At 71.8% G+C, this 14036-nt stretch carries 12 protein-coding genes and 1 pseudogene; 9 read left to right on the forward strand and 4 right to left on the reverse strand.

The window, feature by feature from the left end; all coding sequences use genetic code 11:
• Positions 1-3: 3 nt before the first annotated feature.
• Both ACIBJG_RS06600 and ACIBJG_RS06605 read left to right on the forward strand, forming a co-directional pair.
• Positions 4-867: an NAD-dependent epimerase/dehydratase family protein gene (locus ACIBJG_RS06600; protein WP_399304610.1), complete on the forward strand. Its 864-nt coding sequence runs from the start codon at positions 4-6 to the stop codon at positions 865-867.
• A 458-nt stretch (positions 868-1325) separates the two neighbouring features.
• A complete protein-coding gene (locus ACIBJG_RS06605; RefSeq protein WP_399304612.1) occupies positions 1326-1595 on the forward strand; it encodes a DUF1905 domain-containing protein in 270 nt (89 codons plus the stop codon).
• Between the two features lie 101 nt (positions 1596-1696).
• Here the strand turns inward: ACIBJG_RS06605 and ACIBJG_RS06610 are convergent, their stop codons facing one another.
• Entirely contained in the window at positions 1697-2086 is a 390-nt protein-coding gene (locus tag ACIBJG_RS06610) for a VOC family protein (RefSeq protein ID WP_399304614.1), read from the reverse strand.
• Positions 2087-2278: 192 nt separating this feature from the next.
• On the opposite strand from ACIBJG_RS06610, the pseudogene ACIBJG_RS06615 reads away from it, so the two are divergent.
• Positions 2279-2501, forward strand: a pseudogene (locus ACIBJG_RS06615) (transposase); the annotation flags it as partial.
• A gap of 199 nt (positions 2502-2700) precedes the next feature.
• A complete protein-coding gene (locus ACIBJG_RS06620) occupies positions 2701-3183 on the forward strand; it encodes a tetratricopeptide repeat protein (protein ID WP_399304619.1) in 483 nt (160 codons plus the stop codon).
• A gap of 232 nt (positions 3184-3415) precedes the next feature.
• On the opposite strand, the gene ACIBJG_RS06625 is transcribed toward ACIBJG_RS06620, so the two are convergent.
• Entirely contained in the window at positions 3416-4216 is an 801-nt protein-coding gene (locus ACIBJG_RS06625) for an SAM-dependent methyltransferase (RefSeq protein ID WP_399304622.1), read from the reverse strand.
• Positions 4217-4447: 231 nt separating this feature from the next.
• On the opposite strand from ACIBJG_RS06625, the gene ACIBJG_RS06630 reads away from it, so the two are divergent.
• On the forward strand, positions 4448-4969 hold the full coding sequence (locus tag ACIBJG_RS06630; protein ID WP_399304624.1) for a hypothetical protein: 522 nt from the start codon (positions 4448-4450) through the stop codon (positions 4967-4969).
• A gap of 93 nt (positions 4970-5062) precedes the next feature.
• On the opposite strand, the gene ACIBJG_RS06635 is transcribed toward ACIBJG_RS06630, so the two are convergent.
• The gene (locus ACIBJG_RS06635; protein ID WP_399304626.1) at positions 5063-6424 is read right to left on the reverse strand and encodes an MFS transporter; all 1362 of its coding nucleotides are present in this window, start codon (positions 6422-6424) and stop codon (positions 5063-5065) included.
• Between the two features lies 1 nt (position 6425).
• A complete protein-coding gene (locus ACIBJG_RS06640) occupies positions 6426-7049 on the reverse strand; it encodes a helix-turn-helix domain-containing protein (protein WP_399304628.1) in 624 nt (207 codons plus the stop codon).
• A 205-nt stretch (positions 7050-7254) separates the two neighbouring features.
• Here ACIBJG_RS06640 and ACIBJG_RS06645 point away from each other — a divergent pair, with 205 nt between their 5' ends.
• From ACIBJG_RS06645 to ACIBJG_RS06660, 4 genes are all read left to right on the forward strand, one after another.
• The gene (locus ACIBJG_RS06645) at positions 7255-9195 is read left to right on the forward strand and encodes a non-ribosomal peptide synthetase (RefSeq protein ID WP_399304630.1); all 1941 of its coding nucleotides are present in this window, start codon (positions 7255-7257) and stop codon (positions 9193-9195) included.
• Between the two features lie 24 nt (positions 9196-9219).
• The gene (locus ACIBJG_RS06650) at positions 9220-9633 is read left to right on the forward strand and encodes a nuclear transport factor 2 family protein (protein WP_399304632.1); all 414 of its coding nucleotides are present in this window, start codon (positions 9220-9222) and stop codon (positions 9631-9633) included.
• Positions 9634-9698: 65 nt separating this feature from the next.
• Positions 9699-10799, forward strand: coding sequence for a branched-chain amino acid aminotransferase (locus tag ACIBJG_RS06655; RefSeq protein WP_399304634.1), 1101 nt, complete (start codon positions 9699-9701; stop codon positions 10797-10799).
• 30 nt (positions 10800-10829) lie between these two features.
• Positions 10830-14030 (forward strand): amino acid adenylation domain-containing protein, encoded by a 3201-nt coding sequence (locus ACIBJG_RS06660; protein ID WP_399304636.1) that lies wholly within the window; start codon positions 10830-10832, stop codon positions 14028-14030.
• The last annotated feature ends 6 nt before the right edge of the window (positions 14031-14036 follow it).

Here is a 14036-nt window from a genome sequence, read left to right on the forward strand (position 1 = left end):
ACGATGGCCGCGAGAGTGCTGGTCACCGGGGCCGCCGGACGGATCGGGCGAGCGGTCCTCATGCTGCTCGCCGAGCGCGGGTTGGAAGCGAACGCCCTTGTCCTCGACGATCCCGGTGACCTCCCGGCCCGCCTGGTCGTCACCGGCGACGCGGCCGACGCGAAGGCCGTACGGGCAGCCCTGGACGGAACCGACGCGGTCATCCACCTGGCTGCGATCCCAACCCCCGAACACGACCCCGCAGTTGATGTCTTCACGGCCAACACCCTGACCACCTTCACCGTGCTGGAGCAGGCCGGTCGGGCCGGGATCCGGCACGTGGCACTGGCGAGCTCGTGGGGTGTCACGGGTCTGCCCTGGACGGCGGCCGAGAATCCGCATCCGCCGTACGTTCCGGTCGACGAGGCGATGGACTCCCAGGTTGCCGATGCCTACGGCCTGTCCAAACAGGTCGACGAGCTGACCGCGCGGATGATGGCGCGACGGCACGGCATGAGCGTGGTGTGCCTGCGCTATCCGTACGTGGGCGGCTTCGAGGAACGGCTGCTCGCGCACGCCGCCCGGCTCACGGCCGACCCGGCCGCCGGCGCCAGGGACCTGTGGACGTACCTCGAGGTCCACGACGCAGCGAGAGCGGCACTGCTCGCGCTGGACGTGCGTGGCAGCGGCGCGCACGCGGTGCACCTCTGCGCCCCCGAGATCATCGTCCCGTACCCGACGGAGGAACTGCTGCGCCGCTACCACCCCGGCACCGTGCTGCGCGGCCCGCTGCCGGGCCGCGCAGCCCCGGTCGACACCTCGGCGGCGCGCAGGCTCCTGGGGTTCACGGCCAGGAATCTTGTCGACTGCGAGGGTGTCACCTCTTAGTGAAGTGACACCTTGAGGTCCGATACTTGCGCTTTGTGCCGCGAGGTCGAGCAGGCCGTTGCGCTCGCAGAGGCCGAGCGGGTCGGAGCGGCCGGCTACCGACGGGCCGAATTCCTGGCTGGTGTTGTCCACGAGTCGTGTTGCGGGCCTGAGAAGCGAGTCGGGGACCGTGCCACGGCGTATGAGCATGCCGTCGGTGACGAACTGGTGAGCCTCGTCTGAGCTGAGGGGCGAAAGGCTGGGCACGTGAGCCCCGGAACGGACGGGTCCGGCCGGCATCCGTCTGTCGACCCGGGATGCCGAAACCGATCACGCGGACCTGGTCGCAGGCGGCGTCGACGCAGATGCGGAGGTCCTGCGGATGGGGCCCGCAACGCCGCCGATGTTCGCTGTGCGTGACCCGGACGGCAATAGCCTCATCCTCATCGAAAGCTCCCCCTGAACAGGCGGTATCCATGATGGGCAAGCAGTTCACCGCGACCTTGCAGAAGAGCCCGGCCAAGGGCGGCTGGACCTACGTCGTGTGGCCCGAGTCGGCCGACTACTTCGGAACCCACGGCCTGGTGAAGGTCCGGGGCACGATCGACGGTCATCCGTTCGAAAGTTCGTTCATGGCCCTGGGGGACGGCACCCACAAACTGCCGGTGAAGGCGGAAGTGCGTAAGGCGATCGGCAAGGAGGAAGGGGACACCGTAACCGTCCGCCTGGAGGCGCGGGTGGACGAATGACACCCGGAAGGTTCGGACTGTCGTGAGGGGGGCACTGTCTGGCACACGCAGCGGTTGAGGGCCGCACGCCGCGCCAGGGGTGCGGCCCTCGGTGCATGTGGTTACGAGGTCCAGCCGCCGTACGGCACAGTGATGAGTTCCATGGCGTGGCCCGCCGGGTCCATGAAGTACACGCCGCGGCCACCGTCGTTGTGGTTGATCGTGCCGGGCTGCTTCCGGTGGGGGTCGGCGTAGTGCTCGATGCCCCGCTGACTGATCTGCGCGTACGCCGCGTCGAACTCTTCCTCGGAGATCAAGAAGGCGTAGTGCTGAGGGGTGATGCTGTGCGCCGGGACAGTGGCGAAGTCCAGCGTGACGCCGTTGGCCAGGCCGACCGCGATGAACGGACCCCACTCGGCGGTGATCTCAAGGTTGAGTAGGTTCGCAAAGAATTCTGCGGACTCCCGGTTGTCCCGGGCGTGAACGATCGTGTGGTTCAACTCGACTGACAAGGAATGCCTCCGAAGGCATGTCCCGACACCTCCATGTCTCACCCAGCCGGTGACCGACACGCGATGTTGCCATAGATCATAGTCACGTCTACGCAGCAAATCAACGGCGGTTGATGAGGGCTGCAGGTATACCGGCGAGGGCGAGGAAGGGCTCGGCCCTGCCTTCGTAGCGGCACGGAGCGGCACGGAGCAGCGCGGCCGAAGCCGTGGCATGTCGACGAACGAGTTGTGGGCGGTGGTCGAGACGTTGCTGCCGAAAGTGGAGCGTCGGACTCGCTGTCCCGGGCGAAAGCGGCAACCGGACAGGCTGGTGCTCCAGGGCGTCCTGTTCGTGCTGTACACGGGCATGGCCTGGGAACACCTGCCGCAGGAGCTCGGCTTCGGTTCGGGCAGGACGTGCCGGCGCCGCCTGGCCTGACGGACCGAGGTAGGGGTGTGGCCTCGGCTCCACGAGCCCTCCTCGCCAGGCTCCGCCGCGTTCCGGCCTACGCGGGTGGGCCCGGCGCAACTGACGTGGGCCGTCGGGGCGTCCATGGAGGTGGCGGGTCCACCATGGCTGAGGCCATGTGAGGGGCGCCGGCCGGATGGCGTGGAGCGAAGGAGGCGTGCCTGACGTGTCGTGGAGATGGGTGATCAGCGGGGCGGTGGGGGCCGCGCTTCTTGCGGTGCCGGTGAAGAGAGCGCTGGGCAACCGCTTCGCGCCGGCGGAGCCCTTCGGGCAGGCGGAGAAGGAACTGGACAAGCGGGATCGGGCGCTGCGCGAAGAACACCCCGATACCGTGGCGCTCCGGCACCGGGCCCACTACCTGAGCGAGATCGGGGACCTGGCCGGCGCCGTGGAAGTCTCCGAGCAGTTGCTCGCCGAGCGGGTGCTGGTGCTGGGCGAAGACCACCCCCAGGTCCTCATCACTCGGCACAACCTGGCCAGCCTGCGCGGCAGGGCGGGGGACGCGGCCGGTGCGGCCGAGGCGTTGGAACGGCTGGCGTTCGACATGGAGCGGGTACACGGAGCCGGCTACATCTACACCGTCGTGACCCAGCGCGCCGCCGCCCGCTGGCGGGAGGAGGTGGAAGGCGGCAGCCAGGGCACCGAGTGACGACAGCGGTATCAGATCGACCGGGGCGCGACGACGATGTGGGAGCCCTGGGACTCGGTCCGGGCTGACGGCGGATTCCAGGACCCGGAATGAACTCCTGGTGGACACCGTAGTTGGGGCGGGCGGGCGGGCGGGCGGTGTGCGGGGCGGTCCTACAGGGAGGCGAGTGGGGTGCTCGGCCGGTCCCGCGCCGGACTCCACCTCGCCTCACCTGTCCTCCGGCCGGCGGCGGTTACCGCTTGGCGGCCACGAACCCCCACTGGTCGACCGGCTCGCCGACGGGGGGCTCCTCGGGGCGCCACAGGCTGATGGAGCCGAAGCCCGGCTCCACCAGCTCGAGTCCGTCCGCGAAGGTCCCCATGATCTCCTTGGGGCGCGAGATGTACGGCATGGCACCGCCACTGGCGTACTCCTCGGACCCGGCCTCGGTCTCCGGCGTCCCGATGGTGTCGCACAGCATCAGGTAACTGCCCGCGGGCAGCGCGTCCAGGTAGCTGCGGAGCAGCGCCGAGGCCTCGCCCGAGTCCGCGACGTGTCCCAGCGTCGAGAGCACCATCACGGCCACCGGCTTGTCGAGGTCCAGCGTCCGGGCGGCCTCGCGCAGCACCGTCTTCGCGTCCGTCAGGTCCGCGTGCACGTAGTCCGTCGCCCCTTCGGGCCTGCTGGTCAGCAGAGCACGTGCGTGGGCCAGGACGATCGGGTCGTTGTCCACGTACACGATGCGTGCCGTCGGCTCGACGTCCTGCGCCACCTCGTGCGTCGCGTTCGCCGTCGGCAGACCGGTGCCGAGATCCAGGAACTGCCGTACCCCCGCCTCGCCGGCCAGATAGCGCACCGCTCGCGCCTGGAACGCCCGGGAGGCGCGCGCTATCTCGATGATCTGCGGGTACAGCTCCTCCATCGTCGCCCCGAGCCGGCGGTCCACCTCGTAGTTGTCCTTGCCGCCCAGCCAGTAGTTCCACACCCGCGCCGAATGCGGCGTGCTCGTGTCGATTCCGTCCACCGGCGTCCGGATGCCCTGCTCGTCAGTCATCGGCCCTCTTCGTGTCGCACATCGATATGGCGCGGACGGTTCCCGTACCGCACACGCCCATGCTTCCTCACCAAGATCGTCAGCACCAGCCCGACAAGGGAGCAACTCTCCTGCGCGGCGCGGAGGCAGAGCCCGAGCGGACGCGCGGCGGGACGGAGGCGGGTGGCGGTGACCGCCGGTCGTCCCCGACAACCGGTATCCGGATCCGGGCACATGCGGAAGGATCGGACCATGCCGGATCCGGTCGAAACCCCCCAGGAGATCTGGGAAGCCTGCGCCGCGTACGGCGACACGGTCTTCGAGGCCCACGACGAGGTGGCCTGGCAACGGGGGCGCCGGCTCGACAGCTACGCCGCATGGCGGATGACCGCTCCCGCAGCGGACAACCTGAGCAGGACGCTGCTGGCCCTGCGGCTGTACGCGATGTCCAACGACGCCGCCGTCACCACCGGGCACCCCCTGACGCGCGACGATCTGGCGGGTGTTGCCCTTGCGCGGGTGATCTCGCAGCAGCGGCAGTACTACGAACTCTTCGCCGGCTTCGACGCGGTGACACCGGGCGCCGCCCGGTCCCACTCGGTCAACATCCTCAAGCTGCTCACCTATGAGCAACGGGGCAGCAGCGCGCTGACGCTGGAACGGCTCGACGCGGTGGCCCGCACCGTGGTGGGCCGGCTCGCGGAGCGGCACCGGAATCCTGAGATCACGGTCCGCGACCTCTGGCACGCCGCGGGGAGCGGCCCCGAAGGCTGAGCGGGCCCCGACGCGGTGCGGCAGCGGTGGCCCGGCGGACACACGGAGCGTCACGCCGCGGCGCGGTTCCGCACCCGCAACTCCGCGCTGCCGTCAGGCCGGCCGGTCCGCCGGCTCCGTGGGATCCGGCACGGCTCGCGGGGCGGGGACTCCGGTGGGCCGGCCCGGTGGCGCGGCGGCCGGCTGCACCGCGCGACGGGTGAAGACCATGGCGAGGCAGCCGCCCGCGATGAGCCCGACACCCTGCGTCGTCAGGAGCGCGATGATGCCGAGTGCGTCGGCGCAGGTGGCACCGATCGCGATGCCGGCCAGCATCGCGGCGGCCTCGGCCGCGCCCAGCGCGCCGAAGACGCGCCCGCGTACCGCGTTGTCGGTGGCGTCCTGGATGACGGTCATCAAGCCGGTGAACATGAGTGAGGCGGGCAGCCCCACCACGATCACACAGACGATCGCGGGTCCCACTCCGGCGTCCGGGAGGACCAGGGGGTAGCAGAAGATGACCAGGTCGATCACCCCCGTCAGCAGTGCGCCGAAGATCCAGAGGCGCACGGCACGGAAGCGGCTGCCGATCACGGCCGTGGCCAGGCCGCCCGCGATGCCGCCGACGGCCTGCGCGGACACGACGGTTCCGTAGGCGGTGCCGCTGCCGTGGAGCACATCGACGACGAAGGGCGCGAACAGCGTGCTCATGATGCCCTGGCCGACACCGGTGAGGACGATGAAACCGAGGACGACGCGCAGCGGCCGGTGCTGCCAGGTGGGGCCGAGGGCGGCGGAGCACAAGGACCTGAGACGGCGGACGGGTCCTGTGGGGGCGCGCCGCGGCACACCGGCGGCGGTGGCCGGCGGGCCCGCGTGCGTGTGGGCGGCCTTCTCGGCGCGGGGGGCGACCCGGGTCAGCAGGAACGCCGACAGGGCGAACGTCGACACGTTGAGCAGGGTGATGGCGCCGATTCCGCCCCAGGCAGCCGTGGCGCCGCCGGCCGCGCCGCCGATCAGCCGTGCGACGTCCGCGTTCTGGGCGTTGAGGGCATTGGCCGTGATCAGCTGACGGGGGTCCACCAACAGCGGGATCATGGCCTTCTCGGCCGGCTCGAAGAAGATCTGGACGGTGCCCTCCCAGAACATCACCGCGTACACGATCCAGAGGCGGCCCGGCCCGTCCACGAGCAGCAGCGGCAGCAGACCGGCCGCCAGCAGTACGTTCGCGGCGATCATCGTGCGCAGGCGGTTCCACCGGTCGACGAGCGCGCCGGCCAACGACCCGAGGACGACCTGCGGCAGGAACGACGCCAGCAGCATGCCGCCGGAGGCGAGCGTCGAACCGGTGATCAGGAAGACCTGGTAGGCGAGCCCGGTACGCAGGATCCAGTCCCCGGTGAGGGAGATCAGTCCGGCGGACAGGACGAGGCGGTAGTCGCGGTGCTGCAGCAGGAGTTGCCGTAAGGCACCCATGTCACCCTTCCGGGGGTTCGTCGGCGGCTGCCGAGTGCGGTTCCACCGAGACCAGGTACGTCAGATCGACGAGCCTGCTGCCCTCGGGGTGTGTGGCCGGGTCGTCCATCGGACGCGCGTCGACGTACGGCTTGATCAGTGCGTCGATCGCATTGACGAGGTGCTCCAGTTCGTCGCCGGTCAGATGCACGCTGTTGAAGCCGACGCCCGCCGTGTCGCGCCAGCTCGGCTCGGCTCCCCCGCGCACCTGTTGCCACGCGAGGTAGCGGTTGACGGCCGCTTCGAGGAAGACCCGCTCCAGGAGGTCGGCCGCCGCCGCGCCCTCCTGGGTCGATCCGGCTCCGCGCCAGCTCATGGAGTTCGACACCGCCTGCCAGGGGTGTTCGCGGTTGTCACGGCCGGGAGCTCGGGTGAGGAACCCGTGGCGGGCCAGCTGCCGGATGTGGTGGGAGGCGAGGGCCTGGCTGATGCCGAGCCTGCGCCCGGCCTCGGCGGAGGTGAGGGGGCCCTCCCGGCCGATGAGCGCGTACAGGTCCACGCGCAGGGGGTGGGCGAGGGCGCGGATGGTGCGGGGGTCGCTCAGGACGTGCGTCCTCGGATCGGCCGCGCTCGGTTCAAAGGACATGCTTTGAAAGTGACGGGCGTCCGCGCCGATGTCAAGCATTTGCTTTGGGTTCCCGCCGCGGGCGGGCTCGTGCACCGGGGGCGATAGGGGCGGGAAGCCCGGCCGATAGCAGCCGGGGGCATGGTCACGCCACATCAACTGCCCGAGGGAGGTCCTGGTGGACGTAGGCCGTGACACGACGGACGGGCCTCGACGACATCGCGCGGTGCCCGGACAACAGGGCGGCGTCGGCGCCCTGTTCGAGGTATGGGCACAACGGACTCCGCACGCGGTGGCGCTCGTCCGGGGGCAGCGGTCGCTCACCTACCGCGACCTCAACGAACGGGCCAACCGGCTGGCGCACCTGATGATCGGGCGGGGCATCGGCGCCGGGGACCGGGTGGGGCTCGCCGTGCCCAGGTCGGTCGAGTTCGTCGTGGCGATGCTCGCCGTGGCGAAGACGGGTGCGGCCTACGTACCGCTGGATACCGGTCAGGCACCGGAACGGCTGCGGATGATGGCCACCGAGAACCGCATCGCCCTCGTGCTCGCCCCCCGGCCCGGCCGGCCGGGGGAGCCGGCAGGAGACTCGGCTCCCGGCGCCGACGTGTACGGCGCCCCCGCCGATGTGAACGCCGCTCCCGGCGCCGACGTGTACGGAGCCCCCGTGCTCGACCCACTCGCCGCCGAGCCGGGGGCGTGGCCCACCGGGGACCCGGGCGTCCCGGTCCGTCCCGACGACGTCCTGTACGTGCCCTACACGTCCGGATCCACCGGCACACCCAAGGGGACCGAGGTCCCGCACCGGGCGGTGACCGGCTTCTTCGCCGGGGAGGAGTACGCCCACTGGGGACCGGGCGCCGTCGCCGTACACCACTCGGCCCTCTCCTGGGACGGCCACGTCCTGGACCTCTTCCCCGCCCTGCTGAGCGGCGGAACGGTCGTCGTCCTCGACGGCGACGTGGGCGACCCCTGGGCCGTCGCCCGCGAGGCGGCGGACCATGGAGCCACCGTCCTGTGGCTGACCGCCGCCGCCTTCAACACGATCGTCGACATCGACGTCGGCCTGCTCCGCGGCCTGAAGTACCTGCTGACCGGCGGAGAGGCGCTGTCCCCCGAACACGTGGCACGCGCACTGCGGGCACTGCCCGGCACCCGGATCGTCAACGGCTACGGGCCCTCGGAATGCACGGTCTTCAGCACCGTGCACACCATCACGGCGCAGGACACCGAGCGCCCGTCCGGCATCCCGATCGGACGCCCGGTCGGCGACCGTACCGTCCATCTGCTGGACGACGACGGCGCCCCGGTCCCCGACGGCACACCGGGGGAGCTGTACGTCGGAGGCCCGGGCGTGGCCCACGGCTACCTCGCGCGGCCGGCGCTCACCGCCGAGAAGTTCGTACCGGACCCCTTCGGCACGGTCCCCGGCGCGCGCCTGTACCGGACCGGGGACCTGGCGGCCGAGGGGCCGGACGGCCTGCTCGCCTTCGTCGGGCGCATCGACGACCAGGTGAAGATCCGCGGGTTCCGCGTCGAACCGGGCGAGGTCGCGCAGCGGTTGCGCCGGCACCCCCGGATCCGGGACGCGGTGGTGGTGCCGCGCCGGGACGACCGTGGCCAGTGCCTCGGACTCACCGCGTACGCGGTGCCGCTCGGCCCGGACGACGCCCCGTCGCCGAGCGCGCTGCGCGCGTCCCTGCGGCGCGAACTGCCGTCCGTCATGGTGCCGGACGCCATCGTCCTGATGGAACGCCTGCCGCTGACGCCGAACGGCAAGGTGGACAAGAAGGCGCTGCCGGCCCCGGCCGGATACGGCAGGGACGACGGAAGCGCCTATGCGGCGCCCGTCACCGCGACGGAGTGCTTCCTCGCCGCCGTCTGGGAGGAACTGCTGGACACGCAGGGCGTGGGCCGTGACCACGGCTTCTTCGACCTGGGCGGACAGTCGCTCGTCGCCACCCGGATGACCGCCCGCATCCGTGGACAGTGGGGCGTCGAGTTCCCGCTGCCCTTCCTCTACCAGCGGTCGTCCACGCTCGCCGGAGTCGCGGCCGAGGTGGACCGCATCAGAGCCGAGGAACCCGCGTCGGCGCCCGTGAAGGCCATCACCCGGGTGCGACGCGTCGCCCGTACGGCGCGCACCGGCCCGCCCGCGACCCCCTGACCCGACCGTCCCCGAGGAGGCACCATGCCCGCCCAGACGCCGACGCAGCCCGGCGCGCCCGCGACCCGTACCGTCCCCGCCGAGGCCACCGTCCTGAGCCGGATCCGCGCGTACTACACGAGCGTCGACGCAGGCGACGTGGAGAGCCTGCTCGCGCTGTTCGCCCCGGACGCCCGCTACCACCGGCCCGGCTACGAGCCGTTGGTGGGCCACACCGCTCTGCGGCGCTTCTACCAGGGCGAGCGGATCATCGCCGAAGGCACCCACACCCTGACCGAGACCGTGGTCGACGGGGACCGCGCCGCGGTGCACGGCGAGTTCCACGGGCTGCTGCGCACGGGGGAGCGGGTGGACCTGCGGTTCGCCGACTTCTTCACCCTGACGTCCGAACTCACCTTCGCCACCCGGGACACGTTCTTCTTCACCCCGCTCGTGTAGCCCTCCGGCCGCCCTTCCGCGCCGGCACACCCCCACGGCCCAGCCGCCCGACCGAGGAGTCGCCCATGACCGAGTCCGCCGTGGAGTCCGCCGAGAGCCGCGCCCTGCCGCCGGCCGCCGGACCCGCCCGCTTCGCCTTCGGCGAGACCTTCACCGACCACATGGTCACGGCGGCATGGACCGCGGACCAGGGGTGGGAGCCGGGCGCCCTCGGGCCGCGCGGCCCGCTGTCGATGGACCCGGCGATGGTGGGACTGCACTACGGGCAGGTGGTCTTCGAAGGGCTGAAGGCCCACCGCCAGGCCGACGGCACCGTCGGTGTCTTCCGCCCGGCGGACCACGCGCTGAGGTTCCAGCGCTCGGCACGCCGGCTGGCGATGCCCGAACTGCCCGTGGAGACGTTCCTGCGCGCGGTGGACGACCTCGTGCGCGCCGACGCCGGCCTCCTGCCCGACGATCCGGCGCTCAGTCTGTACCTGCGTCCGGTGCTCTACGCCTCGGAACCGGTGCTGGCGCTGCGGCCGGCCCGGCAGTACCGGTTCGTCCTGATCGCCTTCCTGACCGGGGGGTTCTTCGCCGACCGGCCCGACTCGGTGTCCGTGTGGATCAGCCGCGACCAGAGCCGGGCGGCACCCGGCGGAACCGGCGACGTCAAGTGCGCCGGCAACTACGCCCCCGGATACCTGGCCCAGCAGCAGGCCGCGCTCGCCGGCTGCCACCAGGTCATCTGGCTCGACCCGGCCGAACGCCGGTGGGTGGAGGAGATGGGCGGCATGAACATCTTCTTCGTCCGGGGTACGGGCGATGCCGCACGCGTCGTCACCCCGCCGCGCAGCGGCACGATCCTGCCCGGGGTCACCCGCGACAGCGTCTTCGGCCTGGCGGAGCGGCTCGGCCTGCGCACCGGTGAGGAGCGCCTCTCCGTCGACGAGTGGCGGGAGGGCTGCCGCAGCGGCGACCTCACCGAGGCCTTCGCCTGCGGGACCGCGGCGGGGATCACGCCCATCGGCACGGTGCACGACGACGACCGCTGGAGCGTCGGAACCGGCGGGCCCGGCCCGGTGACACTGGCCCTGCGCGCCGCCCTCACCGCCGCCCAGCAGGGCAGGACACCCGACTTCGCCCACTGGATCCGACGGGTGTCCGGTACGACCCCGGCCCACTGACCCCGGTAACGCCGAACAGGAGACCCCCACATGACCACCGTCAACGCCGCCGGGACGACGCCGGCACTCGCCGAACCCTCCGGGGCATCCGCGCCGACCGGCGGGGAGGAGTTCGTCGCCGCGGCATCCTTCGCCCAGCAGCGCCTGTGGGTCATGGAACAGATGGAGGACGGCGCCGCGACGTACAACATCCAGATGGGCCTGCGTCTTCAGGGTGCCGTGGACGTCCCGGTGCTCCGCGGCGTCCTCGCCGAGATCCTGCGCCGGCACGAGGTGCTGCGTACCCGGCTGGCTCTGGAGGACGGCGAACTCGTCCAGCTCATCTCGGCCGAGGCGACGCTCCCGCTCCGGGAGGTGGACCTGAGGGGGAGTGCCGACCCGGAGGGCGCGTGGCAGGTGGAGGCCGAACGTGACCTGCACGCCCCGTTCGACGTGTCGGCGCAGCTCCCGCTTCGGGCCGTCCTCTTCCGGCCGGCCGACGACCGGCACGTGCTGCTCCTCACCCTCGACCACCTGGTCTGCGACGCACGGTCCCTGCAGGTCCTGCACACCGAACTGGTCTCGCTGTACCCGGCCCTCGCCTCAGGATCCGCCTCGCCCCTGCCGGAGCTGCCGGTCCAGTACGCGGACTACGCCGACTGGCAGCGGGAGTGGCTGGAGGGCGAGGCGCAGCACCGGCAACTCGCGTACTGGCGGGGCAGGCTCGGCGGCGAGCCGCCCCGGCTCACCTTCCACCGGCGCCAGGACACCGACGGCGCTCCCACGAACCTCTCCCGGTCGCACGGCCTGCCCGACGGCCTGATCGGTGAACTGGAGGAACTGGCCCGGCGCGAGGGAGCATCGCTGTTCTCCGTGCTCCTTTCGGCCTTCGGCGTGCTGATCGGCCGGTACGGGCGCCAGGACGACTTCGTGGTCGGATCGCTCCTGTCGGGCCGCACCCGGCCGGAGCTGGAGGACCTGATCGGGTTCTTCGTCAACACGGTGGGCCTGCGTCTCGATCTGAGCGGCCGCCCGTCCTTCGGGGAGCTGCTCGCCCGCGTCCATGAGGTGACGCTCGAGGCGTACGCCCACCAGGATGTGCCGTTCGAGCAGGTCGCCCGGGAACTCGCCCCGGACTACGAGCAGGGCCGCAGTCAGCCGTTCTTCGACGTGATGTTCCAGCTCGCGGACCTGAACCGGCAGTCCGTGCGGACGGCGGACCTGTCGTTCGAGCCGCTGGTCATGGCCAGCGCGCCCGCGCCGGTCGACCTCGTGGTCGCGGTACTGCGGGAGGAGGACGCGTACACCTGCGTCTGGGACTTCCGCAGCGACCTGTTCGGCCCCGCCGGGATCGAACGGATGCAGCGTCAGTACGTCGACCTGCTGCACGCCGTCGTGGCGGACCCCGACCTCGCCGTCGCCGACCTGGCCCGGAACACGCCGTACGAGGGCGACAACTCCGGCGAAGTCTCCCTCGTCGCCTCGGAAGGGGACGACGAGCGGTGGAACTTCGCCCGTCACTTGGACGGCGTGGCCCGCCGTCATCCGGACGCCACGGCGCTGGTGGCCGGGGAGGAGAGGCTGACGTATCGCGAACTCGCCGAGCGGGCCGACCGCCTGGCCCACGTCCTCGCCGCCCGCGGGGTGGGACCGGAGCGTGTCGTCGGCATCCACCTCGAACGCGGTATCGACCAAGTTGTCGCCGTCCTCGCCACCCTCAAGGCAGGCGGCGCCTACCTGCCGCTCGACCCGGCCTACCCGGCCGAGCGGATCGGCTACATGATCGACGACGCCGCCCCCTGCCTGGTCGTCACCGCCCGCGGTCTGCCCGCCCCGGCGGCACACCGGCCGGGGGCGACCGTACCGATCGAGGACCTGACCGCCGAGGCGGAGACGGCCCCCGGCACCCCGCCGTCCGTCGCGGAGGTAGGGGCCGGCCACCTCGCCTATGTCATCTACACGTCCGGTTCGACCGGCCGCCCCAAGGGCACGGGGGTGCCCCACCGGGGCATGCGCGTGGTGATCGACGCGATGGCCTCGGTGCTCGGACTGACCGATGAGGACCGGGTGCTCCACTTCGCGTCCGCGAGCTTCGACGCGTCCGTCTTCGAGATGCTGATGGCCTTCGGCGCCGGGGCGGCACTGCACCTCGCCCCGACGGACCGGGGTGTGCCCGTGGACCTGACCGCGTTCCTGGCGGAACAGCGGATCACCGCCCTGGTGCTCCCGCCGTCCGCGCTGGCCGCGCTCGTCGAGGAGGCCGATCTGCCCGACCTGCGCACGGTCTCGGTCGCCGGAGAGGCGTGCCCGCCTGCTCTGGCCGCCCGCTGGGCCGGAGCCCGGCGCTTCTTCAACCTCTACGGGCCGACCGAGGCGACCATCTGGTCGACCTGGCACCGCGTCACCCCGGCGGAGACGGCGGGCGTGCCCATCGGCCGCCCGGTGCCCGGCACGGCGGCGTACGTGGTCGACGAGGAACTCCGGCCGGTCCCCGTGGGAGCGCCGGGGGAGCTGTGCGTCGCGGGGCCCACGGTCGCGCGCGGCTACCTGGGGCGGGCGGCGCTGACAGCGGAACGTTTCGTCCCCGACCCCTTCGGTGACGTGCCGGGCGGGCGGCTCTACCGGACCGGGGACCTCGCCCGGCGGAACGAGTCGGGTGCGCTCGAATTCCTGGGCCGCATGGACGACCAGGTGAAGATCCGCGGCTTCCGGATCGAACTCGGCGAGATCGAGAGGACGGTCGCCGCCCACCCGGAGGTCCGGGAAACGGTGGTCGTCGTCCGGGAGGACACACCCGGAACGCGCACCATCGTCGCCTACGTGGTCGCCCGGCCGGGCGCGGCGCCCGGACCGGACGAACTTCGCGAGCTGTGCGGGCGCAGCCTTCCGCACTACATGGTGCCGTCCCATGTGGTCCTGCTCGGCCAACTGCCCGTGTCCCGGGCGGGCAAGGTCGACCGCAAGGCGCTGCCGGCGCCGGAGCGGGCTGTCGCCAGCGATACGGCCGAGGCGCCCGACGGGCCCCTGGAGGAGGCGATCGCCGAGATCTGGTCCGAGGTGCTCGGCGCCGGTTCCGTCGCCAGGACCGACGACTTCTTCGCGCTCGGCGGCAATTCGCTGAGCGCGACCCAGGTGATCGTCCGTCTCCGGCAGGACTTCGACCTGGCGCTGCCCGTTCGCGCGCTCTTCGACAGCACTCGGCTCGGCGACTTCACGGAGGCGGTGCGCGTCGCGGCGTCCGCCCAGGACTGAGCGCGG

This window comes from Streptomyces sp. NPDC050422 (assembly GCF_044458665.1).
GTDB lineage: Bacteria > Actinomycetota > Actinomycetes > Streptomycetales > Streptomycetaceae > Streptomyces.